Raw genomic sequence first — 23,836 nt, forward strand, 5'->3', positions numbered from 1 at the left:
CTCCCTCTATCTGGTGCGGATGATACCCGCGTAAAATACCCGGATGAAAGGCACGGCTCAGACGGCCGTCCCGGCCGCCCCCTCTCCGGTCCCCTCCGCCGCGGCTCGTGCCATCGCCTCCGGCAGGTCCTCGGCGAGCAGGCCGGGCGGGCCGAGGCGCGCGCCGGCCCCATGCAGCCAACTCGCGGCTGCCGCCGCCGCGCGCGCCGGCAGCCCCTGCGCCAGCAGCCCCAGGATCGCGCCGGCCAGAACGTCGCCGCTGCCGGCTGTGGCCAGCGTGGCGGGGGCGTTCGCGTTCACGATCACCTGGCCGTCCGGGGCGGCGATAAGGGTGCGCGGCCCCTTCAGCAGCACGACCGCGCCGGCGCGGCGGGCGGCCATCCGCACCCGGGCGAGACGGTCGCCGGTGTGCGTGTCCTCGTCGGCCAGATCGGGAAACAGCGCGCGGAACTCTCCGTCGTGTGGCGTCATCACAGCCGGGCCGGTGATGGCGTCGTACAGGGCGCCGGGATCGTCGGCGAAGCTCGTCAGGGCGTCGGCATCCAGCACGGTGGGCCGGCCGCGCTCCAGAACCGATAGGACCCGCGCGGCGGTGTGCGGGCCGCGCCCGGCCCCCGGACCGATCAGCAGGGCGTTGAGACGCGCATCGTCCAACAGGGCGCCGACGTTCTCGGGTGTCTGGAGTGCGCGGCAGAGCACGCCGGGCGCGTCCTGAGCGTACAGCGGGAGGGCCTCCGGCGCGGCCGCGACCGTCAGGAGGCCGGCACCGAGCCGCCGCGCCGCCCGAGCCGCCAGCCGCCCCGCGCCGGTCATCACCGGGCCGCCGAACACCACGGCGTGCCCCCGCGTGTACTTATGATCGCCCGGGCCGGGACGCGGCAGGGACCAGAGCGCCGGGCCGTTCAGCGCGGCGGCCGGTCCGATCATGTCCAGCACCGTCGGCGGAATACCGATGTCGGTCACCACCAGATCCCCGCAGACGCGCGGCCCGTGGCCCAGCACATGGCCGGGCTTCGGTCGGAAGAACGTCACGGTCAGGGCGGCGCGGGCCGCGGTGCCCCGAATGCGCCCGGTGTCGCCGTCCAGGCCACTCGGCACGTCGACCGCGACCACCGGGCGTTCGGGATGGGCGCTCAGCGCATCCAGGACCGAGCCGGCCACGCCATCGACGGGCCGCGACAGGCCCGCCCCGAACAGGGCGTCCACGAACAGATCGGCGCCATGCAGCGCGCTTAGGTCGAGGGGGGCGACCGGTCCGTGCCAGCGCGCGGCGTTGACGGCCGCGTCCTCCGTCAGGTGCTCGCGCGCCCCCAGCAGGCGGACGGTGACCGGCCAGCCCGCCGCCCGCAGCAGGCGGGCGATCACGAAGCCGTCGCCGCCGTTGTTGCCCGGACCGCACAGCACGGTCACACGGCGCGGCGACCAGCGGTGGCGGATCGCGCGGGCCACGGCGAAGCCGGCGGCCTCCATCAGGCGCAGGGACGGCACACCGGCCTCGACCGCGAGCGCATCGGCGCGCGTCATCTCGCCCACTGTCAGCAGGGATCCGCCTTGCTCCATGCGCCAGGATCCGTTCATCGTGGTGCCTCCCTCACGTTGTCGTGCCGGTCTGGACCCCGCGCCCCTTGCGTCAGGTCGTCAGGCGTTGGAGATCCTCGTCGGTGAGATGGGGAGGCACCACCAGGACCGGAACCTTCAGGCGAGCGCCGAACGAACCGGCAAGGCCCTTGACCAGGGGACCGGGGCCGTCTTTGCCCTTGCCGGCGGCCAGGACGAGCACCGAAATCGACGGGTCTTCCTGGACAATGGCCACGATCTCGTCGGTGGTCTTGCCTTGGCGGACCATCACCATAGGCATGCGGCCGGAGTCCTTCTGCACCTCGGCGGCCAGCCGCTGAAGGCGCTTTTCCGCGTCGCCCAGCGCCTCCGACTGCATCTTGTCGCCAATGAACCCAAAGTGCTGGAAATCGGGCGGTTCCACGACGCGCAACAGAACCATGCGGCCGGCCGTGGTACGGGTCCGCAGGCAGGCATAGCGCAGGGCCATGCGCAGTTCTTCCGTATCGTCCACGAGCACCAGGAAGGTCCGGGGCATCGTGGGATCCGGTGATCTCTCGGGCGCTGCGCCCGGTGCGTTCGGGTCGTCACTCATGGGGGGCTCCGCAAAACCGGGGAGAGGAGACAAAACGACGGAGAGGAGGGGGCCCGGGTTGGGGCCAGGGCTGGGGCTGGGGCTGAGGCTGGGGCGTCAGTTCTTACGCAGCACCACGGCGGCCAGCCAGCCGCTGACGACGGCCACCACGATGGCCGCCAGTCCGTACAGATAGCCCTGTTGTTGCGCCATGTCGTAGATCTCGGCGCCCAGACCGATCTTGCTGACCACCAGGGGGGTGATCTTGCCGCTGACCACGTCGCCGTCCCGGATCAGGTAGACCTCGACCGAATAGGCGCCCGTGGGCACGTTGGCCGGGAAATGCAGGTCGGCCTTGAACAGGCGATTGGCCAGCAGGGTGACCGGTTGCGTGCCCAGGCCGTACAGGGCTTCCTTTTGCTTCAGCCGGACCAGCGCCGCGCGGAACCCCGGGACGAAGGATTCCGTGACGCTCTGGTCGACTTTCTTGAACGCCAGGTTCTCGGTGCCGATTTGGAGTCGCGACAGTACGCTGCGCGGCGCGAGGTCGTTCAGCGGCCGACTGGAAAACACCTGATAAAAGGCCGGCACGTTCTCGTAGGTCACGCTGTCCCGGTTGGCCCAGATGATGCCGAGCTGTGCTTTCTTGCGCACGACTTTGCGGGTTGCCGGGCCGCGTACGACCAGAACTACATCCCCGGGGCCATCCGTGGCGCCGAACAGCAGCACGTCGGTGCCGGAAAACGCCGTGGTGATCGCCACCAGATGATCCGACAGGTCCACTACGAGGGGCTGCACAGGCTCCTGCGCGCGCGCCCCGCCCCCGAGACCCCAGACGCCGAGTGCGGCCGCGAGCGGCATCACCAGGGCCGCCAGAACGGTGACCACCGAAGGCCAGGCGGGCCATCGGACGCGCCGGGTCAGCGCCGCCATGCTAGTTCGCCTCCACGACCAGGGTGAAGACATCGCTGGGCGTCGCCACGAGGTCGTAGGCCAGCTTGCCACAGACCGCGAGCACCAGCAGCGCCAGCAGGATGCGGAGTTGCTCGCTGCGCAGCTTGGCGCCGATGCGCGCGCCGGACTGGGCCCCCACGACGCCGCCGACGATGAGCAGCAGGGCCAGGACGACGTCGACCGTCTGGTTCATGGCCGCCTGCAGGAACGTGGTGTTGGCGGTCACGAAAATGATCTGAAACAGCGAGGTTCCCACCACGACCTGCGTCGGCATGCCCAGCAAATAGATCATGACCGGAACCATGATGAACCCGCCGCCGACACCCATGATCGCCGTCAGCACGCCGACGCCGAACCCGACCGCAAGCGGCAGAAGCGCGCTGATGTAGAGCTTCGACTTGCGGAACCGCATCTTGAATGGCAGGCCGTGAATCCAGCCGTGCCGTCCGGCGCCGGTGGCGTCCGACCGTCCGCCCTTGCGCCGGACCCGCCACATGGCTTGCAGGCTTTCCACCGCCATCAGGCCGCCCACCGCGCCCAGGAACAGGACGTAGGCGAGAGAAATCGCGAGGTCGATCTGACCCAGGCTTTGCAGCAGGCCGAACAGGAAGACGCCGGCCGAGGAGCCGATCAGGCCGCCGACCAGCAGTACGCCCCCCATCTTGAAGTCGACGTTGCCGCGCCGGGTGTGGGCGATGACGCCGGTCACCGACGAGGCGACGATCTGGTTCGCGCCGGTGCCGACGGCGACGGGCGGGGCGACGCCCAGGAACATCAGCAGCGGGGTCATGAGGAAGCCGCCACCGACGCCGAACGCTCCCGACAAGAACCCGATGCCCCACCCCATGCCGAGGATCACGAACACATTGACCGACATCTCGGCGATGGGCAGATAGATCTGCATGTCGGATCCCGTGGTGGCGGCGGTCGGCGGGCTACGGCACCATGGCGGGGTGGGCGGCCGGGGCCGGAGACAGACGCGCATTGCCGGCCTGCGATCGCAGGCCGGGCAACGGCTCCATCCATTTTTTTGGGCCCTGCCGCGATTGGGATCAAGGGAAAACCCCATGTCGGCGCGCGCCCTGGGGTGCCGCGGCCCGTTCCTGTGGCCGGTTCGACCCGGCCACAGCGATATGGGGGCCGTCGCGCTCGGCGTCGGCAGGCCGGTTGACGCGCGGGGTGACGGCGCCCAAGGTGTACGGAACCGTCCCGGGCGTGCCCCGGGGCGCGGAATGCACGGGACCGTGGTATCGGGCCGATTCCGGTACGGGCGGCACGGGGTCCTGGGCCGGTGCTCTTTCCTCGGACCGTCAAGCTGGACGCAGGCCATGCCCCTTCCCAAGCCGCGCACGATCATCAACCGAAAGGCCCTGATTGCTCGGCTCGATGACCTGACCGTGACGAACCGCGACGGTGGGCGACCGGCGGGGCCCCAGGCGCGCGCGGCGCTGCTCGGGGAGCTTCGCACCGCGCTGGCCGAGGGGCGGGAGGAAATCCGCCGCCGCTTCCTGGACGAGGGCTGTCGTGGCGCGGAGGTCTGCGCGGCCAACACCTACCTGATGGACCAGATCATCCGGGTGCTGCACGACTACACTGTGACGCACCTGTTTCCGCGGCAGAACCGCACCAAGGGCGAGCGGCTCTGTGTGCTGGCCCTGGGCGGCTATGGCCGGGGCGAGATGCTACCGTTCTCGGACGTCGATCTGATGTTCCTGCTGCCGTTCAAGGCCACGCCCTACACCGAGCAGGTCGTCGAGACGATCCTGTACGTGCTGTGGGACATGGGGCTGAAGGTCGGCCATTCCACGCGCTCCGTCGATGAATGCATCAAGCAGGCGCGGGCCGATATGACCATCCGCACCTCGCTGCTGGAGGCTCGCTACCTACTGGGCGAGCGCGCGCTGTTCCAGGAGATGACCCACCGCCTGTATGTCCGCGTCATCGCGGGGTCGGGGCCGGAGTTTCTGGACTCGAAGATGGCGGAGCGCGACCAGCGGCACACGCGGATGGGCGACTCGCGCTATGTGCTGGAGCCCAACATCAAGGAAGGCAAGGGCGGTCTGCGCGACCTGCACACCCTGTTCTGGATCGCGCGCTACCTGTACTCCGTCTCCGACATGAACGAGCTGATCGGGCTGGGGGTCCTCACGCCCCGGTCCGCCCGGAAATTCGCCAAGGCGCGGGCGTTTCTGTGGTCGGTGCGGGCGCATCTGCACTATCTGAGCGGCCGGGCGGAGGAACGCCTGACCTTCGACGTTCAGCCGCGCATCGCGGAGCGCATGAACTACACCGACCGGCCGGGGGCGCGCGGCGTCGAGCGGTTCATGCGGCACTACTTCCTGGTCGCGCGCGACGTTGGCAACCTGACCCGGATTCTGTTGTCCGTGCTTGAGGCGCAGCAGAAGCGCCGGCCCATGCTATCGGTGCCGAGCTTCATCTTGCGCCGGCGCGACCTCGAGGGCTTCGTCCTGGACGGTCAGCGGCTGGCCGTGCCCCAGCCGGACACCTTCGCCAACGATCCCCTCGCCATGCTGCGGATTTTCTTGGTGGCCCACGAGCAGTCGCTGGACATCCACCCGGATACCCTACGCTTGATCACGGACAATCTGGCGCGGGTGAAGGGGCTGCGTTCCGATCCCGAGGCCAACGCGCTGTTCATGGCGCTGCTGACCCACCGGAAGGAGCCGGACACCATCTTGCGTCTGATGAGCGAGGCCGGTGTGGTCGGGCGCTTCATTCCGGAGTTCGAGCGCGTCACGGCCCAGATGCAGTACGACATGTACCACGTGTACACGACGGACGAGCATACCATCCGGGCCATCGGCATTCTGCACCGCATCGAAACCGGCGCGCTGTCCGATCAGCTTCCGGTCGCTACCGAGGTCATTCACAAGGTCTCGTCGCGCCGGGCGCTCTATGTCGCGGTGCTGCTGCACGACATCGCCAAGGGGCGGGGCGGGGACCATTCGGAGCTGGGTGCCGAGGTGGCGCAGGAGCTGTGTCCGCGACTCGGTCTGACCGACGAGGAGACGGAGACGGTGGCGTGGCTGGTGTTGCACCACCTCGCCATGAGCCGGATCGCCTTCAAGCGGGATGTGGACGACCGCAAGACGATCGAGGACTTCGCGGAGCTTGTGCAGTCGCCGGAACGCCTGCTGCTGCTGGCCGTGCTCACCAGCGCGGACATCATGGCCGTCGGTCCGGGCATCTGGAACAACTGGAAGGGCGGCCTTCTGCGCGATCTGTATCGCCGCACCGAGGAGTTCCTGGTCGGCGACATGGTGCCGGAGCCGCAGGATTGTCGGGTGGGCGCGCGCAAGGATCAACTGCGGGGCGCTCTGTCCGACTGTCCCGCCGACCGGGTGGAGGACTACCTTGGACGCGGGTATCCGGGGTATTGGCTGAGTTTCGACACGGAAACCCAGGCCCGCCACGCGCGCCTGATCTTCGCGGCGGAGGACAGCGGCGAAACGCCCGATGCCATCGTCATGGTCGACGCGCAGGTGGACCCTGCCCGGGGCGTGACCGAGATCCTGGTCTATGCGCCCGACCATCCCGGCCTGTTCAGCAAGATTGCCGGCGGCATCGCGCTGGCCGGTGGATCGATTCTGAACGCGCGCATCTTCACCCTGGCCAACAGCATGGCGCTGGACACCTTTACGGTGCAGACCGCCGAGGGCGGGGTGCTGGACAGCCCGTCTCGGCTTGATCGAGTGAAGGCGGTCGTGACCGAGGCCGTGCGGGGGGGCATCGATTTGCGAGCCGAGCTGGCGCGGAAATCCCGGACACTGCCGGCGCGCGCCCGGGCCTTCCCGGTGCCGCCGCGCGTCATCATCCACGAGGTGGCCTCGAAGACGCACACGGTGGTCGAGGTCAACGGGCGGGACCGGCCGGGCTTCCTGTTCGCGGTCACCGACGCCTTGACCGGCCTGAACCTTCAGATCGCCAGCGCGCGCGTCAACACCTACGGCGAACGGGTGGTGGACGTGTTCTATCTGAAGGACGTGTTCGGGATGAAGGTCACCCATCACGGCAAGCTGCGCGAGCTGAAACGGACGCTGACCCTGGCCGCCGGTGTGCAGGCCCTGGAAAGCGAAAAGGGTGCCGCCGTCGCGCGCCAGCACGGAAGGGCGGCCCGCCGCCGGGCGGAAAAGGCCGACGACGCGGAGCGTGCGGCAGAGTGAGGTCCTGACCCGAGTGGGTGGGGTCTCAGACCAGGGCCCCGTTCTCCGGGTCCTCGCCGTCCGTGTCCGCGCGAGCGGTCGCCGCGCCCTCAAGGGCGGCCGTCACCCGCCCCAGAGCATTCCGCGTTGCGGGTGACATCACGGAACCTTCACCGACTCGTCATCGCAGGGAAATGGTCTTGCGCTAGAGCAGGTCCCCTGGTCGCGTCGCGCCTGGGTCGAGCCTGCGGGATCCCGTCCCGGGGACCGGTCGTGCGCGGTCCGCCGCATTGGCTTCACCCGCAATCATGCAGAGGTCTCGCAGACATGAAGAAGACGTTTTCGCTCGCCTCGCTGGCGGCTGGTACCGCGTTCGTGGTCGGTGCGTCGGCTTTGGCCGCCGATGTCGTCGAGGTGGGGCCGCGCCCCTACTACCTGATTGATCGCATGAAGGACGGCCCGCTGAAGGACAAGTTGACCGCCTGCATGGGTGCGCCCGTCAAGCGCACCCTGTTCTCGATCGGCCACCGTGGCGCGGCGCTGCAGTTTCCGGAGCACACCAAGCAGTCCTACACCGCCGCGGCGCGCATGGGGGCGGGCATCATCGAGTGTGACGTGGCCTTCACCAAGGACAAGGAACTGGTCTGCCGCCACGCGCAGAACGACCTGCACACCACCACCAACATCCTGGCCACCGATCTGGCGGAGAAGTGCACCCAGCCGTTCGTGCCGGCCAGCGGTGACGCCAAGGCGCAGGCGGAATGCCGCACCTCCGACGTGACGCTGGCCGAGTTCAAGACGCTGGTGGGCAAGATGGACGCGGCCGATACGTCCGCAACCACGGTCGAGGACTACATGGACGCGACCGCCAACTGGCGCACGGACCTGTACGCCGTCGAGGGCGGCACGGTCATGACCCACGCCGAATCCATCGACCTGATTAAAAGCTTGGGCGGCAAGTTCACGCCGGAGCTGAAGACCCCGGCCGTGGAGATGCCTTTCGATGGCTTCACCCAGGACGCCTACGCCCAGAAGATGATCGACGAATACAAGGCGGCGGGCATTCCGGCCTCCGATGTCTGGCCACAGTCCTTCAACCTCGACGATGTGCTGTATTGGATCGAGAATGAGCCCGAGTTCGGCAAGCAGGCCGTGTTCCTGGACGAGGGTACGGGCGAGGAGAGCTGGAGCAACATGGATCCGTCCACGTGGGCGCACTCCATGGCCGAGCTGAAAGAAAAAGGCGTCAACTACATCGCCCCGGCGCTGTTCATGCTGGTGACGGTGGAGGACGGCAAGATCGTCCCGTCGACCTATGCCAAGGAAGCGAAGGCGGCCGGCCTGAAGATCATCACCTGGACCCTGGAACGGTCCGGTCCGCTGGTTACCGGCGGCGGCTGGTACTACCAGTCCATCCGCGATGTGACCGACAGTGACGGTGTCATGTACGAGTTGGTCGACGTGCTGGCCCAGGACGTCGGCGTGGTCGGCATGTTCTCCGACTGGCCGGCGACGGTCACCTACTACGCCAACTGCATGGGTTTGAAGTAGGGGCCCGAAGTAGGGGCGTCTCTGCAGACGGCCAAACGAGTGGATGGCGGGTCCGAATGGATCCGCCCTTCGTTGTCGAAGGCGGGTGCGGCAAGAGGATCGTCTTGGTGCCCGGGGCGAGACTCGAACTCGCATGGTGTTGCCACCGCCGGATTTTGAGTCCGGTGCGTCTACCAATTCCGCCACCCGGGCCGGGGATGCGGGCGAGGCCACTACGGCAGCATCGCCGGACGGTTATTGCAGGGGCCGGCGCGGGCGTCAATGGGCCGCGCGCGCCTTGATGCGTCGGGTCAGGTCTTCCGGAACACGACGATCCGGTTGTTGGCCGGCATGGCGACGGTTTCGGCCCAAGCCAAGCCGTGGCACGCGGCCTCCGCCGTCACGGCCTCCAGATCCCGCACGCCCCAGGCCGGATTGCGCGCCCGCAAGGATTGGTCGAAGGCTGCGTTGCTCGGAGCCGTGTGCCGTCCGTCCTGTTTGAACGGGCCATACAGGATGAGCGTTCCCTCGGGTGGGAGGGCATCGCGCGCGCCGGCCATCAAGGCTTCGGTGACCGACCAGGGCGCGATATGGATCAGGTTGATGGCGAGGATGGCCGTCACGCCTTCGGTCAGGACGGCGGGCCAGGGCCGGTCCCGGACATCGAACCGGCGCACCGGCGCGACCCTCCCGGGCGCTTCGGCGGCAAGCCGTGCGGCGGCCCCGGCGGCCATGGCCGGGTCCGCCTCGGTCGGGCGCCAGTGCCAGCCGGGCAGGGTGGCGGCCAGGAAGGCGGCGTGCTCCCCCGTGCCGCAGGCGATCTCCAGCAGGGTGCCCTCGGGCGGCAGGACACGGGTCAGCACCTCTCCGATCGGACCCCGGTTGCGCACGGCGGCCGGCGCATGCGGATAAGGGGTGCCGGTCGCAGGGGGCACGACCGGGGCGTTGATCGGCTCGGAAGGTTGGGGGGACGGCATTGGTGTACGCTCGGGAATCGGGGGCGATGACAGGGCCGTGACACTGGACGCGCGCGGCGGTTGGGGGCCCCGAACGGGTCTTGCAGGGCCTGCGCATGAGTGCTTAAGTGACCCACCAAACGGCTCCTGACAACCCTGGCGACAGGTGGCGCGGCGAACGATGCTTCATGCCCTTCGAAATATCCTGTTCGGTGACGAGCAGGGCGACGAGACGAAGCCGAAGCGCGACGAGGTGCAATTCGCGGCCGCTCTGCTGCTGACGGAAGCGGCCATGATGGACGGCGCCGTGGACGAGGACGAGCATGCCCGTATTCGGGACCTGTTGCAAAAGCGCTTCGGCCTCGCCCGCGTGGATGCCGAGGCGCTGTACAAGGAGGCGCGCGAGACCAATACCGAGCGCGTCGATCTGTATGGCCCCTCCCGCGTGCTGAAGGATGCGTTTGAGTACGATCAACGCATCGAACTTCTGGAAATGCTGTGGGACGTCGTGTACGCCGACGGCCTCGTGCACGAGTACGAGGCCAACCTGATGCGCCGTCTGACCGGATTGTTGTATGTCGATGATCAGGACAGCGGCGCGGCGCGTAAACGTGTCTTGGAACGGCGCGGGCTGGCCTGAGGCCACGCGGCGCGCGGGAAGCTCCGGATGACGGGGCGACCGGCGGGACGGACCCGGCGATCGGATGCGCGGGCCGCCCGGACTTGAGTGGAGCGGAAGTTCGATGACGTACGTTGTTACCGAGAATTGCATCAAGTGTAAGTATCAGGACTGCGTCGAAGTGTGTCCGGTGGACTGCTTCTACGAAGGCGAGAATTTCCTCGTCATCAATCCCGATGAGTGTATCGACTGTGGTGTGTGCGAGCCGGAATGTCCCGCAGAGGCCATTCTGCCGGACTCGGACGACCGGGCCGAGGCGTGGCTGGAGCTCAACCGCGAGTTCGCCGAAAAGTGGCCGAATATCACGCGCAAGGGTGATCCCTTGCCGGATTCGGACGAATGGAAGGACAAACCCGACAAGAAAGCTCTGTTGAGCGAAAAGCCGGGTGCCGGCAATACCTGACACGGGCGTTTCCCGGGCGTGGGTCCATTCGAGGGCTCGCGCACCGGGGGCTTCCGCCGATTCGATGTGCCCGATGGGCGAGATGGAGCGGGCGGATCGGCCGTAGCAGCCGGGGCGGTCTCGTGGGCCTGCCTCCTTATGGTCGAAACAATAGTGATTTGCTAGCATTTGGACGCGGATAGCCTGCCTGTTTTATGGGCAGATACGTGCGGCTGTCTTTTGTTGAACTTTTGTGGTATCTACGTTTCCACGCAAGACGCGGGAAGGGCGGTGACGCCGCTTGACTGATCATCGGTGGACCGGACGTCGGCCATAGGACACACGGGAGACCGGGTATTCGATGGCCCACGGTGACGTGTTGTTGGTTGACCTCATCTTTCCGGGATGAGGGCGTTCCGGCAACAGGGTGGGCCGGAAATGGCACGCCTTTTCCTATGTCGTGTCTGATTTCGGCATGTCGGCTCCAGGGGATGCGCTCCCGGGAGTATAACGGACTGCGGTGATGCGGCCACGGGAACGAGCACGGGCAGACGCAGATTTTTAGGTCTTGACGCAGGGCGGGTCTCGTCGCGGTCGCAACGGGAATACGGCGGCTCGGCGGTGATGGCGGGGTTGCGGCGCGTAACGCCTTGAACCGCGGACGTCTTGATCCGGGCGGGCTCCGGGGCGCGGTAGTGGCGCCCGAAGGGGCGCTCGGCCCGGCGAGTGCGGCGTACGCGGCCGGCGGTCGCGTGGCCCGATCCGTTTTGCGCCCGGACGCGGGGGGCGGTGCCGTTGGAGGGACCGTGTGGGTGTCGGGCGTTGGCGGGGAGTCCGCACTCTGCCGTCCCCTCGTGGATAGTGGAGGGGGCCAACGCGCATGCGCTTTCGACGGGCGGCGGCCCGTCATCCGACCGGATTGTACTTCGAAGAGTGAGACCATGACAAAAAAGGCGGCGTTTTCCGTTGGTGATCATGTTGTGTACCCGACGCATGGCGTGGGGCTGATCGAAGCGACCGAAACCCAGACCATCGGCGGCATGGACCTGGAGCTGTACGTGATCTCCTTTGAGCGGGATCGCATGACGTTGCGTGTGCCCGTGGCGAAGGCCAACAAATCCGGCCTGCGCAAGCTGTCCACAAAACAGGAAATGCAGACCGCGCTGACCACCCTGAAGGGGCGTGCCCGGGTGAAGCGCACGATGTGGAGCCGCCGGGCGCAGGAATACGAGCAGAAAATCAATTCCGGTGACCCGGTCTCGATTGCCGAGGTGGTCCGCGACCTGTTCCGTGGCGCGACCCAGCCGGAGCAGTCATATTCCGAGCGGCAGATCTATGAGCAGGCGCTGGAGCGTCTGGTCGGGGAACTGGCGGCGATCGAGTCCATTGATGCCGACGCCGCGACCCTGAAGGTCGAAAAACTCCTGTCCGCGGCCTGATCCGGGCCCTCGCGCCCCGGACCACGTCGCCGTACCCGTGCCGCCGCGCCGTTCCCCAACGGCGCGGCGCGCGTGTCTGTGGTAGAGTGCGTCGCGTTCCGCGTCTTGCGTCGGCGCGGGGCGGTCTCCACCGTGTTCTGATCCTCCCGGTTCCACCCGAAAGAGTGCGCCATGTCCGCATCGTCCGTTACCGCCTCGCCCTCCGTGTCTGACCCCGCGTCCGTCGACGACCTTCGGGCCGCCGCGCGCGAGAGCAACGCCTGGCCGTTCCAGGAAGCCCGCACGCTCCTGAACGAACGGCTGAAAGGGCAGGTTCCGGATAAAGGCTATGTGCTGTTCGAAACCGGGTACGGACCCTCTGGCCTGCCGCACATCGGCACATTCGGTGAGGTGGTGCGTACCACCATGGTGCGGCGCGCCTTCCAACTGCTGGCGCCGCACATTCCGACCCGCCTGTTCGCCTTCTCGGACGATATGGACGGGCTGCGCAAGGTGCCCGACAACATCCCCAACAAGGCGATGGTGGCGGAGCATCTGGGAAAGCCGCTGACTCGCATTCCCGATCCCTTCGGCACCCACGAAAGCTTCGGCCACCACAACAACGCGCGCCTGCGGGCGTTCCTCGACTCCTTCGGCTTCGAGTACGAGTTCCAGTCGGCGACGGAATGCTACACGTCGGGCCGGCTGGACGCGGCGCTTCTGACCGTCCTGCGCCACTACGACGCGGTACGGGATGTTGTCCTGCCGACCCTGGGCGATGAGCGGCGGGCGACCTATTCGCCCTTCCTGCCGGTCTGCCCGAAGACCGGTCAGGTGTTGCAGGTGCCGGTTCTGGAGACCAACCCCGACGCCGGCACGATCGTCTATGAGGACGTCGACGGCCGCCGGGTGGAAACGCCGGTCACCGGCGGCCGGTGCAAGCTGCAATGGAAGGCCGACTGGGGCACGCGCTGGTATGCCCTGGGGGTCGATTACGAGATGTCGGGCAAGGACCTGATCGACAGCGTCCGCCTGTCCAGCCGCATCTGCCGGATCCTGGGGGGGGAGCCGCCGGTCACCCTGACCTACGAGCTGTTTCTGGACGACAAGGGGCAGAAGATCTCCAAGTCGAAGGGCAACGGCCTCGCCGTGGAGGATTGGCTGAAGTACGCCAACGCGGAAAGCCTCGCGCTGTTCATGTACCAGAAGCCGCGCGCGGCCAAGAAGCTGTACTTCGATGTCATCCCGCGCAACGTGGACGACTATCTGACGTACCTGGAGAAGTTCCCGGCGCAGGCACCCAAGGACCGCCTCAACAACCCGGTCTGGCACATTCACGACGGCGCCCCGCCGCGCGAGGTTGCCCACCTGTCGTTCGGGATCCTGCTGAATTTGGCCAGCGTCTGCCACTCCGAGGATCCGGCCGTGCTGTGGCACTACATCGGCCGGTATGCGCCGGGCGCATCGCCGGAGACGGCGCCGATCCTGAACGGCCTAGTGCATCACGCCATCGCGTATTATCGGGACTTCGTGCTGCCGAACAGGCAGTATCGGTCGGCCGAAGCCGCCGAGGCGAAGGCGCTGGAGGAGCTGCGGGCGTCTCTCGCCGAGGTGCCGGCGGACGCGGACGCCGAAGCCCTGCAGACCGTGGTCTATGAGGTCGGCAAGGCCCACACGGAGACGTTCGGCGACCTCAAGGGCTGGTTCAAGGCGCTGTACCAGATCCTTCTGGGCCAGGACCAGGGGCCGCGCATGGGATCGTTCATCGCGCTGTTCGGGCGCGCGGAGACCCTGGCGTTGCTCGACCGCGCCATCGCGGGCGAGGATCTGGCGCCCTGACGCGAGACCTAACGGCGGAGGCCGGGCGGCGGGCCTTCATTGCAGACCATACGGTGGTCGAGGCCCCGCCGCTGGTGCCGGAGCTACGGTTGCATTTGGCGACCGAGGTGACGGCCCTGTGGCAGGCGACCGAGACCTGTATGAACGCAACCGGGCTGGCGCCGCCGTTCTGGGCTTTTGCCTGGGCCGGCGGGCAGGCCCTGGCGCGCCATATCCTAGACACGCCGGCCCTCGTGCGGGACCGCGACGTTCTGGATTTTGCGGCCGGCGGCGGTCTCGTCGGCTTGGCGGCGGCGCGGGCGGGGGCACGCCATGTGACCTGCGTGGAGGTCGACCCCCTGGCCGTCTCCGCCATCGCGGCCAATGCGGCGCTGAACGGTCTTGCGGATCGGATCGAGGCCCGTTGCGACGACCTGACGACGGACCTGTCCCGTCCCGCCCCTTGGTCGGTCGTCCTGGCCGGCGACGTCTGCTACGAACAGCCGATGGCCGATCGTGTCTTGGCCTTTCTGCGCGCGCGGGCGGCGGCCGGCGCGACGGTTCTGATGGCGGATCCGGGCCGGTCGTTCCTGCCGCGCCAGGGCATGCGGGTGGCGGCCCACCTGAGCGTCCCGACCTCCCTGGCGTTGGAGGACCGGACCCGTATGGACACCGTGGTGTATCACCTCTGACGCACGAACGGCGCGTGAGCGTCGGGCGTTCTCGGGGCTTATTGTTGAGATCGGTTTTCATTTGCATTCTTAAAATCATCTCGGTAGCATCACGACATGCGGAACTGGCGGAACGAGGAAAGCCGATGTACGTGTGCAATTGCAAAGGTCTGCGGGAGTCGCAGGTGCGGGATGCGGTCCAATTGGGCGCGCGGCGCGTGTCGCATGTGTTCCATGCCTGCGGCGAAAAACCGCAATGCGCACGCTGTGTCCGCCGGATGGCGGCCCTGATCCGGGCCGAGCAGCCGCAGGAGCGTCGTGATCGGACCGAGTTGAGCGCGTAGAGCCGATTCAAAGCGATCTGGAGGGGATCGCGGCTCGCCGGTCTCGTTGACGGATATCGCGTCGTCTGGCGGGAACCGGCTAAAACCCGGGGTCACACGCCCCGGTCTTGGCAGCCTTGAGAGCGCGCGGACGGTGAGGGCCGTCCGCCGCAACGAGTGCTTTTTGCCTTCCGCCCATGGCAATCCCAGTCGGGGTGCCCATTGTCTTAGGTGGCGTCACGGTCATGACCCGTGCGGCGGGACCCGCCGTGTCGCCTGCCAGGACAACAGCGCCTCGGGGAGACAGGGCATGAAGGGTGACAAAACTGTACTCGAAACGCTCAACGCCGTGCTAACCAATGAGTTGACGGCCGTTAATCAGTATTTTCTGCACGCGCGTATGCTGAAGAACTGGGGGTTCCTCCGGCTCGCCGACACAGTTTATCACGAATCCATTGAGGAAATGCAGCACGCCGACAAGGTGATCGAGCGTATTCTGTTGCTGGACGGTCTTCCCAATCTTCAGGACCTGCACACACTGAGCATTGGGGAAACCGTGCCCGAGTGCATGAAGGGCGACCTGGCCCTGGAATACGGAGCGCGCGACACCCTCGTGAAGGCTGTAACTCTGTGTGAGGAAAAGCAGGATTACGTCAGCCGTGCCCTGCTGCGCGAGATTCTCGATGACACCGAGGAGCATATCGACTGGCTGGAAACTCAGCACCATCTCATGGATCAGGTCGGCGTTGCCGGGTATCTGCAGGAGCAGATGTATGGGGATGGTGACGGCGGCGACTAGAGCAAAACCCGAGCGATCTGGAACAGATCGCGACGACGAATTGCATGAATATCAATATAATAGAGCCATTCGTGTGAGTCCGATGTCACGCACCATGCTCGAGGCCCGATCGTGTCAAAACGGGCCCTTTCTGTGGATCCGGTTTTGACCGACTGGGGTTAAGCTGCGGCGCCATGATCCGCGGATTGGTGGCCCGTCTCGGCATGACCGGGGCGGGCTGCGGCGTTTTAAGCGCGGCTGACAGCGTGCGGCTGTTCCAAAGTGCGGCTGTTTGGCCCCGACGCCGCTGATCCCAGACCCGGAGGGCGCCCCCACCGCAACCAACCGACCAACCAACCGTCACGGGAGATTGATGCATGCTGGAACTCTCCGACGCCCTGGCCGCGTATGTGCGCGAGGTCGGCATCGTGGAGCCCCGGCCTCTGGCCGCGCTGCGCGAGGAAACCGAAAGGATGGAGAACGCGCATTGGGCCAGCAGTGCGGAGCAGGCGGCCTTGCTCGGCTTTCTCGCGCGGCTGATCGGCGCCCGGCGGACTCTGGATATCGGGACCTTCACGGGCTACAGCGCGCTGGCCGTGGCCTACGCGCTGCCGCCGGAGGACGGCGAGGTCCGAGCTTTCGACGACTCGCCGGCGTTCGCCGAGATCGCCCGCCGTCACTGGAACGCGGCCGGCATGAGCGAGCGCATCCACCTGCACGTCGGGCCGGCGTCGGACGGGGTCGACGTGCTGATCGCCGAGGGGCGGGCCGGCGATTTCGACATGGCCTTCATCGACGCGGACAAGCCGGCATACGATGGGTACTACGAGCAGACCCTCCAGCTTGTGCGGCCCGGGGGGCTGATCGCGCTCGACAATGTCCTGTGGCGCGGCACCGTGGCCGATCCGGCCAGCACCGGCGAAAACACCGTCGCCCTTCGCGCGCTGACCCGCAAAATCCAGGACGACGCGCGGGTGGATGCCTGTCTGCTGCCCATCCGGGATGGGTTGCTGCTCGTGCGGCGCCGTTGAGTCCGTGCGGGGCGCAGGGCGCGGCGCCCGAACCTGCCCCGGTGTTGCCGCTTTCCCGGCGTCGACTTGGAATTGTGAGCCCCAGCCCCACGTCTGACCATGGGGCGTGACGGCATGAGTCGTGCCGACACGCCCGGCGGACCGAGATGATCAGGAGAGCCTTCGTATGACGCGCGCCGTTTTCCCGTCCCGAACCGCCCCGTCCCCTATCGGTCCGTCCCGTGTCGCGGAGGCCTGCGCGGTGCCGCGGGAGTCCGAGGCGCGCTGGTGGGGACGGGGGGCCACGCTGCTGCTGCTGCTGTCCGCCCTGATGGTTGGGCTGTCGGGGGTCGCCCGCGCGCAGACCGTGGCGACGGGCGATGGCGGGTCGACGGGCACGGACGCGGCCGCCGGGTCCGCGCTTGTCTCGCATGAGGCGGTATACGACCTGCGGCTCATCAGTCGGGCGCCGGGCAGCCCCATCGCCACGGCCAACGGCACCATGACCTATCGGATCGAGGACACCTGCGACGGCTGGGCCATGGAGACCCGCACCAAGCTGGATCTCTATTACAATCGGGGCGAGCCGATTCGCACCGACTGGTCGTTCATTTCCTGGGAAAGCAAGGATTCGACCCGCTATCGCTTCCGCATTCGCTCGGAGCGCAACGGCACCGTTGATCAACTCATCGACGGTCGCGCGCGTATGGCACCGGATGGCGGTGACGACGCGGGCGGCGTGGCGGACTTCGACAAGCCGGAGCAGACCCAGATGGAACTCAGTCCGGCGGTTCTGCTGCCGGCGGAGCACACCCGGCGTGTTCTTGAGGCCGCCAGTGAAGGCGAGCGCATGTTCACGGCGCCGCTGTTCGATGGATCGGAAACGACCGGTCCGATGCAGGCCACGGCCGTCATCGCCGAGGCGGTGCCGGCGGGCGAGCTGTCCGAATTGCCGGACAACGCGCTCCTGAACGGGCCGTCCTGGCGCATGGTTCTCAGCTTCTTCGCGGCCGATAGCCAGAGCAGCCTGCCGGATTACGAGGTGCGTCTGCGCTACCATGACAACGGTGTCGCGGAAGAGGTGATCCAGGATTTCGGGTCGATGGCCTTGCGCGGCACCCTGCGGGAGCTGACCGCCCTGAAGGACGGCGGGTGCTAAGCCGGATGGCGGGATCGCGCGCCCCACGCCGGATCGACCCGGCCGATGCGCTGTCGGCGGATTGGGAGAGCGTGCCGTCGCCTTGTGTGTCCGTCTGTCGGCTTGATGCCGACACACGGCTGTGCACGGGCTGCGGTCGGCATATCGATGAAATCCGGGACTGGTCACGCATGACGGACGATGCCAAGCGTGCGGTCTGGCGGCGCCTTCAGGCCGCCGGCTGGTAGTCTTTGGGCCGCCAACCGGCGCGGTCTGGTTTCCGCCGGGTGACACGCCCGCGGGGCTTCCTCTGCTTGGTCCCGCCAATGACCCGCACGCCCGCGGCGCGGTACGGAACCCGTGGCAGGCGTGTGTTAAGGACGCGCGACTCGTCGTTGGAGCCGAGTCACCCGCCCGAACGGGATCCGACGGTAACGCCGTTCTGGTGCGGTCTGCGCTAAGGCTGCGGACATAGGCGTATGGGCCGGCCGTCCGGGCGGGGGTATTGGGGACGGGCGCGGCGAGACGGGACCTCCTACAGACTCGACAACCAGATCCCGGTGCCGGATACCAGGATCGTCCACTATCGACCCGTGTACTCGATCCATGAAACCGGGTGGTGGCGCCATCGTCTGTCCCGGCAGGGCCGGCCGGCTGAACCGGGGTGGCGCGCGCGGCGATCCGCCAAGACTGCGCCAACCGACCGCAATGGATGTAAGATGGCGGTGTGATCCATCTCAGGCTTGCGTCCGTCCCCGCCCCATCGCACCATCGGATCCGGGTCGTTGTGTTGGGGAGGCGGTCGTGACGTCGGTTGAGACAGGGGCTGGATCACGCCGCAGTGACTCCGCAGGCGGGGCATTGGATGTCGGCGGCGATGAGGCGGCGGTCGCCGGTGTGCGTCGGGCGATGGTGGCCGTGGTGGCGGTCCTGGTGCTGGCGGCGATCATCGGCGGCGCGCTGGTGTACACCCTCAACGAGGCCGAGGCGTTGGACCTGACGGGCACGCCGCGACGTGTGCTGCTGATCGGGCTGTCGGTCGCCGTGCTGGGGCTTCTGGGCGCGGCGGCGGTCCTGTGGCGTTATGGCGTGTCGGTGCGCCTGACAGAGATGGCGGCCCGTCAGCAGAGCGCCGCCGACCGGCTGCGCGAGACCGCCGCCTTCGTGCGCATCGTCACGGACGGACAGCCGACCGCCATTGCCGCCGTCGACGAGGACGGCCGGTATTCCTTCGCCAACGCCGGGGCCGCCTGGGGTACCGGGCTGACCCCGGACCAGATGATCGGCCGGACCGTAACGGAGGTCATGGGGCCGCGCGTGGCCCGGCGTCTTCAGGCGGCGAACGCCAACGCGCTGTTGGGGGGCGCGCCGGTTCGCGACGTCGCGCCCCTCGAGCGGGATGGCGCCCAACGCATGGTGAAGACCGACCATATTCCGCTCCCGACGACGACGGGCCAGCCCCGGTCCGTGTTGATGGTGCTGGAGGATGTCTCGGACCTGATGGCGGAACGGGAACGACGCGAGACCACCCTGCGCGATCTTGTCGCGACACTGGTCGGGCTGGTGGATCGGCGGGACCCATATTCCTCCGACCACTCGGCACGGGTGGCGGAGCTGGCGTTCGCCATCGCGCGCGAGATGGGGGAACCCGACGCGGTATGCCGCACCGTCGATATCGTCGGAACTCTGATGAATCTGGGCAAGATCCTGGTGCCGGAGGAGATCCTGACCCGCAGCGGTCCCATCACGGTGGAGGAGATCAACACGGTGCGGGCCGCCGTGGTGCAAAGCGCCGATCTGCTGGGCGGGGTCGCGTTCGATCTCCCGGTGGCCGAGTGTCTGCGGCAGATCCAGGAGCGCTGGGATGGCAAGGGCTATCCCGACGGCCGGAAGGGCGAGGATATCCTCGTCGCGGCGCGGATCGTCATGGTCGCCAATGCCTTTGTCGGCATGGTCAGCCCGCGCGCGTTCCGGGGACCGATGTCCGTGGAGTCCGCGATGGAGGAACTGATGGAGGGCGTCGGTGCGCGGTACGACCGCCGGCCCGTGGCCGCCTTGATGAACTATCTGGAGAACCGGGGCGGCGCGGACCGATGGCGCGCCCGGGTCGAGGACCGGCCCGAATCCGGCGCGGCCGCCTCCGCGTAATACCGGCCGAGGCCTGAACGGGCGGGTCCGTTCCACCGCCGAACGGGCTCAGGATGGCTCTGGGTGCCGCCGTCAATCAGGCCGCCAGCCTTTGGGCGGGGGGCGTGTCCGCGGCCGGGACGTCCTCGCGGAGGGCCTGGAGTACCGCCGCGCCCTGACCGTCCTCGACCTCCAGGCGGGCGTGAACCGCCTGCTCGGTCCGGGCGATCAGGCGGCCGGCCACCCTGCCCAGGCCGGGAAGCTCCACCGTGACGGCCTGTCCCCGCGTGCCCTGGAGGTCCGGGCCGAAGGTGCAGACGCCGCTGTGGGCCAGCCCCAGCAGGCGGCTGCTCTGCGGGGCGCCGCCCTCGACCCACGCCGTGACGGGATGATGCACCGGCTGAAGGTGATGCTCCGCCTGTTCGGCCGCGTCGCCGGACTGCATGAGGGCGTCCAGATCCTCCAGCATGCGCCGCACGCGGCCCCGAACCTCTTCAGCCGCGCCGCGAACCTGCCGGGCGCGCGTGCCGGTTCGATCGGCCGCCTCCGCGACGGCTCCGATGTGGTCGGAGGCCGTTTGGGTGCTGGTCGCCGCGTGCGCGGCACTGTCCCGGATGGCGGCGGTGGACGAGGCCTGTTGCTCCACGGCGGCCGAGACGCCGGTGGTGATGGTGTCGATCTCGCCGATCACGCGGACGATGCGGGCGATGGCGTCCACCGCCGTTTGGGTTGCGTCCTGCATCGTGCCGATTTCGGCGCCGATCTGATCGGTGGCTTTGGCGGTCTGGCTGGCCAGCGTCTTGACCTCATGGGCGACGACGGCGAAGCCCTTGCCGGCCGCGCCGGCGCGCGCGGCCTCGATGGTGGCGTTCAAGGCCAACAGATTGGTCTGCTTCGCGATGTCGCTGATCAGGTCGACCACCGCGCCGATCTGAGCGGCCGCCGTCGCCAGGGTCTGAATCCGCGTATCGGTGGCTTGGGCCTCGGCCACCGCGCGGGTCGCGACGCGGGTTGCTCCCGAGACCTGCTGGCTGATCTCCTGGATCGATGCGGCCATCTCGTCGGCGGCGGCGGCCACCGCGTCCACGCCGGCGGCCGCATCGCGCGCGGCCGAGGCCGCGCCGTCGGATCGGGTCTCGGTCTGGTCCACCGCGCCGGTCATGTCCACCGCCGCGTCGTGCATGGCCTGCGCCTTGCCGTGCACAAGGTCGAGGGCGGCCCGCACCTCCTCGTCGAGCGCGTTGGTCAGCGCCACCATTTCCGTTTTGATGCGGCGGTTGGCGCGCGCCGCGTCCGCCGCTTGGGTCGCCTGCAGTGTGGCGATGGTGCGGCTGTTGTCCTTGAACACCTCCACGGCCGCCGCCATGGCGCCGATTTCGTCGCGCCGGGCGCGGCCCGGCACCTCCACGGACAGGTCGTTTCGCGCCAAGCGTTGCATGACGCCTGTGATGGCGTTGATCGGGCGGGTGATCGACCGGCCGATCAGCATCGCAACGATCAGCCCGAGGATGAGCGCGGCGGCGGCCCCGATCAGCAGCAGGCTTTTCGCGAACGTCCGATCCTGGGTGGCGGCGGCCTGGGTCGCGCGGTTGGCGTCCTCAAGGGCGGCGTCCAGTGCGTGCCGCGCCTGTTCCATTCCGGCGGATGCCTCAACGATCGCGGCGGAATCCCGCGCCAGATCCTCGAACAGGCGGCGCAGCGTCGGCACCCGGTCGCCGAATGCCTCGGTAAGGGATTCGACCTGCCAGGGTCGCGTCGCCTGGACCTTGGTGATCAGGGCGGCGTGGCGCGCCTCGACCTGGTCCAGGACGGCGCGGACATCGTCCGCCGGGACATGCTCCGGGTGTTCGATGTAGCGGACGATGATGTGCTCCGCGCGCGTTGCCGCTGCGGTCAGATGCTCGGCCAGCCGAATCGTGTCCTGCGCGGTGTCGAGCGCGTCGAACGAGTCCGTGGTGGCGCGCAGGGCCTTCTGCGACAGGTCGGCGGAGCCGAATTCGGTCGTCATCAGCTTGCCGCGCAGGCCCGACAGCGCGCGCACCGCCGCGTCGATGCGCTCCGCCCGGGCGATGTCGAGCGCGCTTAGGCGCGTGGAGACCGCGACGGCGTTGGCGAGCGCGTCGGTGAGGGTGGTCAGCGCGTCGTCCACCGCCGGGTGATGGTCGCCGATTCGGGCGAGCGCCGTCTGAAGGTCGCCGGCCCCGGAGCGGAGCGCGTCGGCCGTTTCTGCCGTCGGGGCTTGGCGGAAGTGCTGCTCCCGCAAGCGTGTCTCGCCCAGCTGGGTCTGGATGTCGGCCCAACGCAGGGCCGCTTCGGCCAGCGCCAGCCGCCGTTCCGGTGCGGCTCCTGCCGCTTGGGCTGCCGCGAGCCGATCCTGAGCCGCCTGCCGCTGGGCGTTCACGCGGTTGGTGAACTGGTCGACCGCCACCTCCAGTGCGGCCAGCGCTGCGCTTTGCTCCGCCAGCGTCACTCGGTGCTCCTCGGACACCGTGCTGACCTCGGCCAGACCGTCCTGGAAGGCCCCTAAGGTACGTCGCAGACCGTCGCCATCGACCAGCGTTCCGGTCGGGTCCGCATCGATGAGGCGGCCCACCATAGTGTCGAGGGCCGAGGCCTCCGCGTGGGCGAGATGGCCCTGATCCTCCGTATTGGCGCTCAGGAATCGATTCAGGGCGGCCGTCGTCGCAGTCAGGCCGGTGGAGACCGCCTGGAGCGCCTTGGCAAGGGTGTCCGCCTGATCGCGCCCGGTAATCGCCGCGCGCGCACTGGTGCGGGCGGCGTCGAGGCGCTGGGTGCGGTCGTCCACGATGTCGGCGATGACGGCCCCCAGTTCCGCGTTCAGGGCGACGACGCGCGTTTCCGTGGCGCGGACCGCCTGGGTGCCGGTGCGCACCGCTTCAAAGTGCGCGCGATATGTGGCGATGGCCTCGCGGGCCGCCGCCGCCGCGGCCCTCAGGTCTTCCCGGTCGGCCAGACCGGCGACCGTTTCCTCCATGGCGTCCAAACCGTCCCGCACCGCGCCCGCGCCGCTGAATGTGCCGTCCAGCCGGGCCTGCATTTCTGTCTCGACGGTTTCGCCGAAGCGGACCAGGGCGCGCAGCCCGGTCCGTTCGGTCTGCACCCCGATCGTGCTGTGCTCCAGGGCCTGCCAGCCGATGGCGGCGACCAGCACGGTCAGAAACAGGACGGTCAGGAAACCCGCGAGAACGCGCGTCGAGACTTTCACGGTGGGCCCTCCGGGATGCGCGCCAAGCCGCGATGCCCGCGAAAGCCGGGGCCGGTCCCCGGAGGTTCGGACAGAGTCCGGTCCGCCGTGGTCGCGCAGGCCCGGTGTCTGTGCTGGGCTAAGGTCCGCGCGCGTCTGGTCTGTTCCGGATGCGGTTCATCTTGGTGCGTGGCGTGTATCGGATTACGCAAACGACGAACCATATTGGCTGGAGCCTGTACAGAGACCGTCCTATTACTTCATCATACTGTCATGATATGCGCAGGGAGCGTTTCATATGGAAGGATTCCATTTCTCTTAATGCGGATATGCATCCGTGTTTTATGAAAAATGTATGCAAATCATTTTCTGGTTTGGATTTTTCCAGAGGTCCGCGGTGTCGTCCGGCATCACGGGCGCACGTCGAGTCCCCCGAGGGCCCCCTGGCCCCGTATACTGATCGTTGCGTCGCGGCGCCGGTGGATGCGTGGGCTGATGATCGGACGCGGATAGGTGCTCCCGTTCGGCCGGACCCCGCCCTGCGGCCGCCCGA

General features: G+C 68.0%; 19 protein-coding genes and 1 tRNA gene. 13 read left to right on the plus strand and 7 right to left on the minus strand.

Features of this window, described 5'->3' with window-relative positions:
• Positions 1–57: 57 nt before the first annotated feature.
• From GGD82_RS08535 to GGD82_RS08550, 4 genes are all read right to left on the minus strand, one after another.
• On the minus strand, positions 58–1,578 hold the full coding sequence (locus GGD82_RS08535; RefSeq protein WP_246163729.1) for an NAD(P)H-hydrate dehydratase: 1,521 nt from the start codon (positions 1,576–1,578) through the stop codon (positions 58–60).
• Positions 1,579–1,630: 52 nt separating this feature from the next.
• Complete coding sequence (locus GGD82_RS08540; protein ID WP_246163728.1) at positions 1,631–2,152, minus strand: universal stress protein; 522 nt, start codon at positions 2,150–2,152, stop codon at positions 1,631–1,633.
• A gap of 96 nt (positions 2,153–2,248) precedes the next feature.
• On the minus strand, positions 2,249–3,064 hold the full coding sequence (locus GGD82_RS08545; protein WP_150061338.1) for a TIGR02186 family protein: 816 nt from the start codon (positions 3,062–3,064) through the stop codon (positions 2,249–2,251).
• A gap of 1 nt (position 3,065) precedes the next feature.
• Positions 3,066–3,989: a sulfite exporter TauE/SafE family protein gene (locus GGD82_RS08550; protein ID WP_150061337.1), complete on the minus strand. Its 924-nt coding sequence runs from the start codon at positions 3,987–3,989 to the stop codon at positions 3,066–3,068.
• Between the two features lie 424 nt (positions 3,990–4,413).
• On the opposite strand from GGD82_RS08550, the gene GGD82_RS08555 reads away from it, so the two are divergent.
• Together GGD82_RS08555 and GGD82_RS08560 are read left to right on the plus strand one after the other, a co-directional pair.
• A complete protein-coding gene (locus tag GGD82_RS08555; RefSeq protein WP_150061336.1) occupies positions 4,414–7,269 on the plus strand; it encodes a [protein-PII] uridylyltransferase in 2,856 nt (951 codons plus the stop codon).
• 306 nt (positions 7,270–7,575) lie between these two features.
• A complete protein-coding gene (locus GGD82_RS08560; protein ID WP_150061335.1) occupies positions 7,576–8,799 on the plus strand; it encodes a glycerophosphodiester phosphodiesterase family protein in 1,224 nt (407 codons plus the stop codon).
• Positions 8,800–8,904: 105 nt separating this feature from the next.
• On the opposite strand, the gene GGD82_RS08565 is transcribed toward GGD82_RS08560, so the two are convergent.
• Together GGD82_RS08565 and GGD82_RS08570 are read right to left on the minus strand one after the other, a co-directional pair.
• Positions 8,905–8,991, minus strand: a tRNA-Leu gene (locus tag GGD82_RS08565).
• 98 nt (positions 8,992–9,089) lie between these two features.
• The gene (locus GGD82_RS08570) at positions 9,090–9,755 is read right to left on the minus strand and encodes a DUF938 domain-containing protein (protein ID WP_150061334.1); all 666 of its coding nucleotides are present in this window, start codon (positions 9,753–9,755) and stop codon (positions 9,090–9,092) included.
• Positions 9,756–9,915: 160 nt separating this feature from the next.
• Here GGD82_RS08570 and GGD82_RS08575 point away from each other — a divergent pair, with 160 nt between their 5' ends.
• The 11 genes from GGD82_RS08575 to GGD82_RS08625 all read left to right on the plus strand — a co-directional run bounded on the left by GGD82_RS08575 (position 9,916) and on the right by GGD82_RS08625 (position 20,099).
• Positions 9,916–10,374 carry a tellurite resistance TerB family protein gene (locus tag GGD82_RS08575; protein ID WP_150061333.1) on the plus strand — a complete coding sequence of 153 codons (459 nt, stop codon included), beginning with the start codon at positions 9,916–9,918 and terminating at the stop codon, positions 10,372–10,374.
• 103 nt (positions 10,375–10,477) lie between these two features.
• Positions 10,478–10,816, plus strand: coding sequence for a ferredoxin FdxA (fdxA, locus tag GGD82_RS08580; RefSeq protein ID WP_150061332.1), 339 nt, complete (start codon positions 10,478–10,480; stop codon positions 10,814–10,816).
• Between the two features lie 920 nt (positions 10,817–11,736).
• The gene (locus tag GGD82_RS08585; RefSeq protein WP_150061331.1) at positions 11,737–12,234 is read left to right on the plus strand and encodes a CarD family transcriptional regulator; all 498 of its coding nucleotides are present in this window, start codon (positions 11,737–11,739) and stop codon (positions 12,232–12,234) included.
• Positions 12,235–12,405: 171 nt separating this feature from the next.
• The gene (locus GGD82_RS08590; protein ID WP_150061330.1) at positions 12,406–14,052 is read left to right on the plus strand and encodes a lysine--tRNA ligase; all 1,647 of its coding nucleotides are present in this window, start codon (positions 12,406–12,408) and stop codon (positions 14,050–14,052) included.
• A gap of 53 nt (positions 14,053–14,105) precedes the next feature.
• Positions 14,106–14,723, plus strand: a complete 618-nt coding sequence (locus tag GGD82_RS08595; protein ID WP_246163726.1) for a class I SAM-dependent methyltransferase — start codon at positions 14,106–14,108, stop codon at positions 14,721–14,723.
• A 125-nt stretch (positions 14,724–14,848) separates the two neighbouring features.
• Positions 14,849–15,046 carry a (2Fe-2S)-binding protein gene (locus GGD82_RS21560; protein WP_150061328.1) on the plus strand — a complete coding sequence of 66 codons (198 nt, stop codon included), beginning with the start codon at positions 14,849–14,851 and terminating at the stop codon, positions 15,044–15,046.
• Between the two features lie 289 nt (positions 15,047–15,335).
• Positions 15,336–15,824 carry a bacterioferritin gene (gene bfr / locus GGD82_RS08605; protein ID WP_150061327.1) on the plus strand — a complete coding sequence of 163 codons (489 nt, stop codon included), beginning with the start codon at positions 15,336–15,338 and terminating at the stop codon, positions 15,822–15,824.
• Between the two features lie 356 nt (positions 15,825–16,180).
• Positions 16,181–16,834 carry an O-methyltransferase gene (locus GGD82_RS08610; RefSeq protein ID WP_150061326.1) on the plus strand — a complete coding sequence of 218 codons (654 nt, stop codon included), beginning with the start codon at positions 16,181–16,183 and terminating at the stop codon, positions 16,832–16,834.
• Between the two features lie 166 nt (positions 16,835–17,000).
• Positions 17,001–17,972, plus strand: coding sequence for a cell envelope integrity EipB family protein (locus GGD82_RS08615; RefSeq protein WP_150061325.1), 972 nt, complete (start codon positions 17,001–17,003; stop codon positions 17,970–17,972).
• Between the two features lie 5 nt (positions 17,973–17,977).
• The gene (locus tag GGD82_RS08620; protein ID WP_150061324.1) at positions 17,978–18,199 is read left to right on the plus strand and encodes a DUF1289 domain-containing protein; all 222 of its coding nucleotides are present in this window, start codon (positions 17,978–17,980) and stop codon (positions 18,197–18,199) included.
• A gap of 556 nt (positions 18,200–18,755) precedes the next feature.
• The gene (locus tag GGD82_RS08625) at positions 18,756–20,099 is read left to right on the plus strand and encodes an HD domain-containing phosphohydrolase (RefSeq protein WP_150061323.1); all 1,344 of its coding nucleotides are present in this window, start codon (positions 18,756–18,758) and stop codon (positions 20,097–20,099) included.
• A 76-nt stretch (positions 20,100–20,175) separates the two neighbouring features.
• Here the strand turns inward: GGD82_RS08625 and GGD82_RS21400 are convergent, their stop codons facing one another.
• On the minus strand, positions 20,176–23,304 hold the full coding sequence (locus tag GGD82_RS21400) for a methyl-accepting chemotaxis protein (protein ID WP_150061322.1): 3,129 nt from the start codon (positions 23,302–23,304) through the stop codon (positions 20,176–20,178).
• Positions 23,305–23,836: the final 532 nt, after the last annotated feature.

Origin of the sequence: Roseospira marina (assembly GCF_014197855.1) — a bacterium.
GTDB classification, from domain to species: Bacteria; Pseudomonadota; Alphaproteobacteria; order Rhodospirillales; family Rhodospirillaceae; genus Rhodospira; species Rhodospira marina.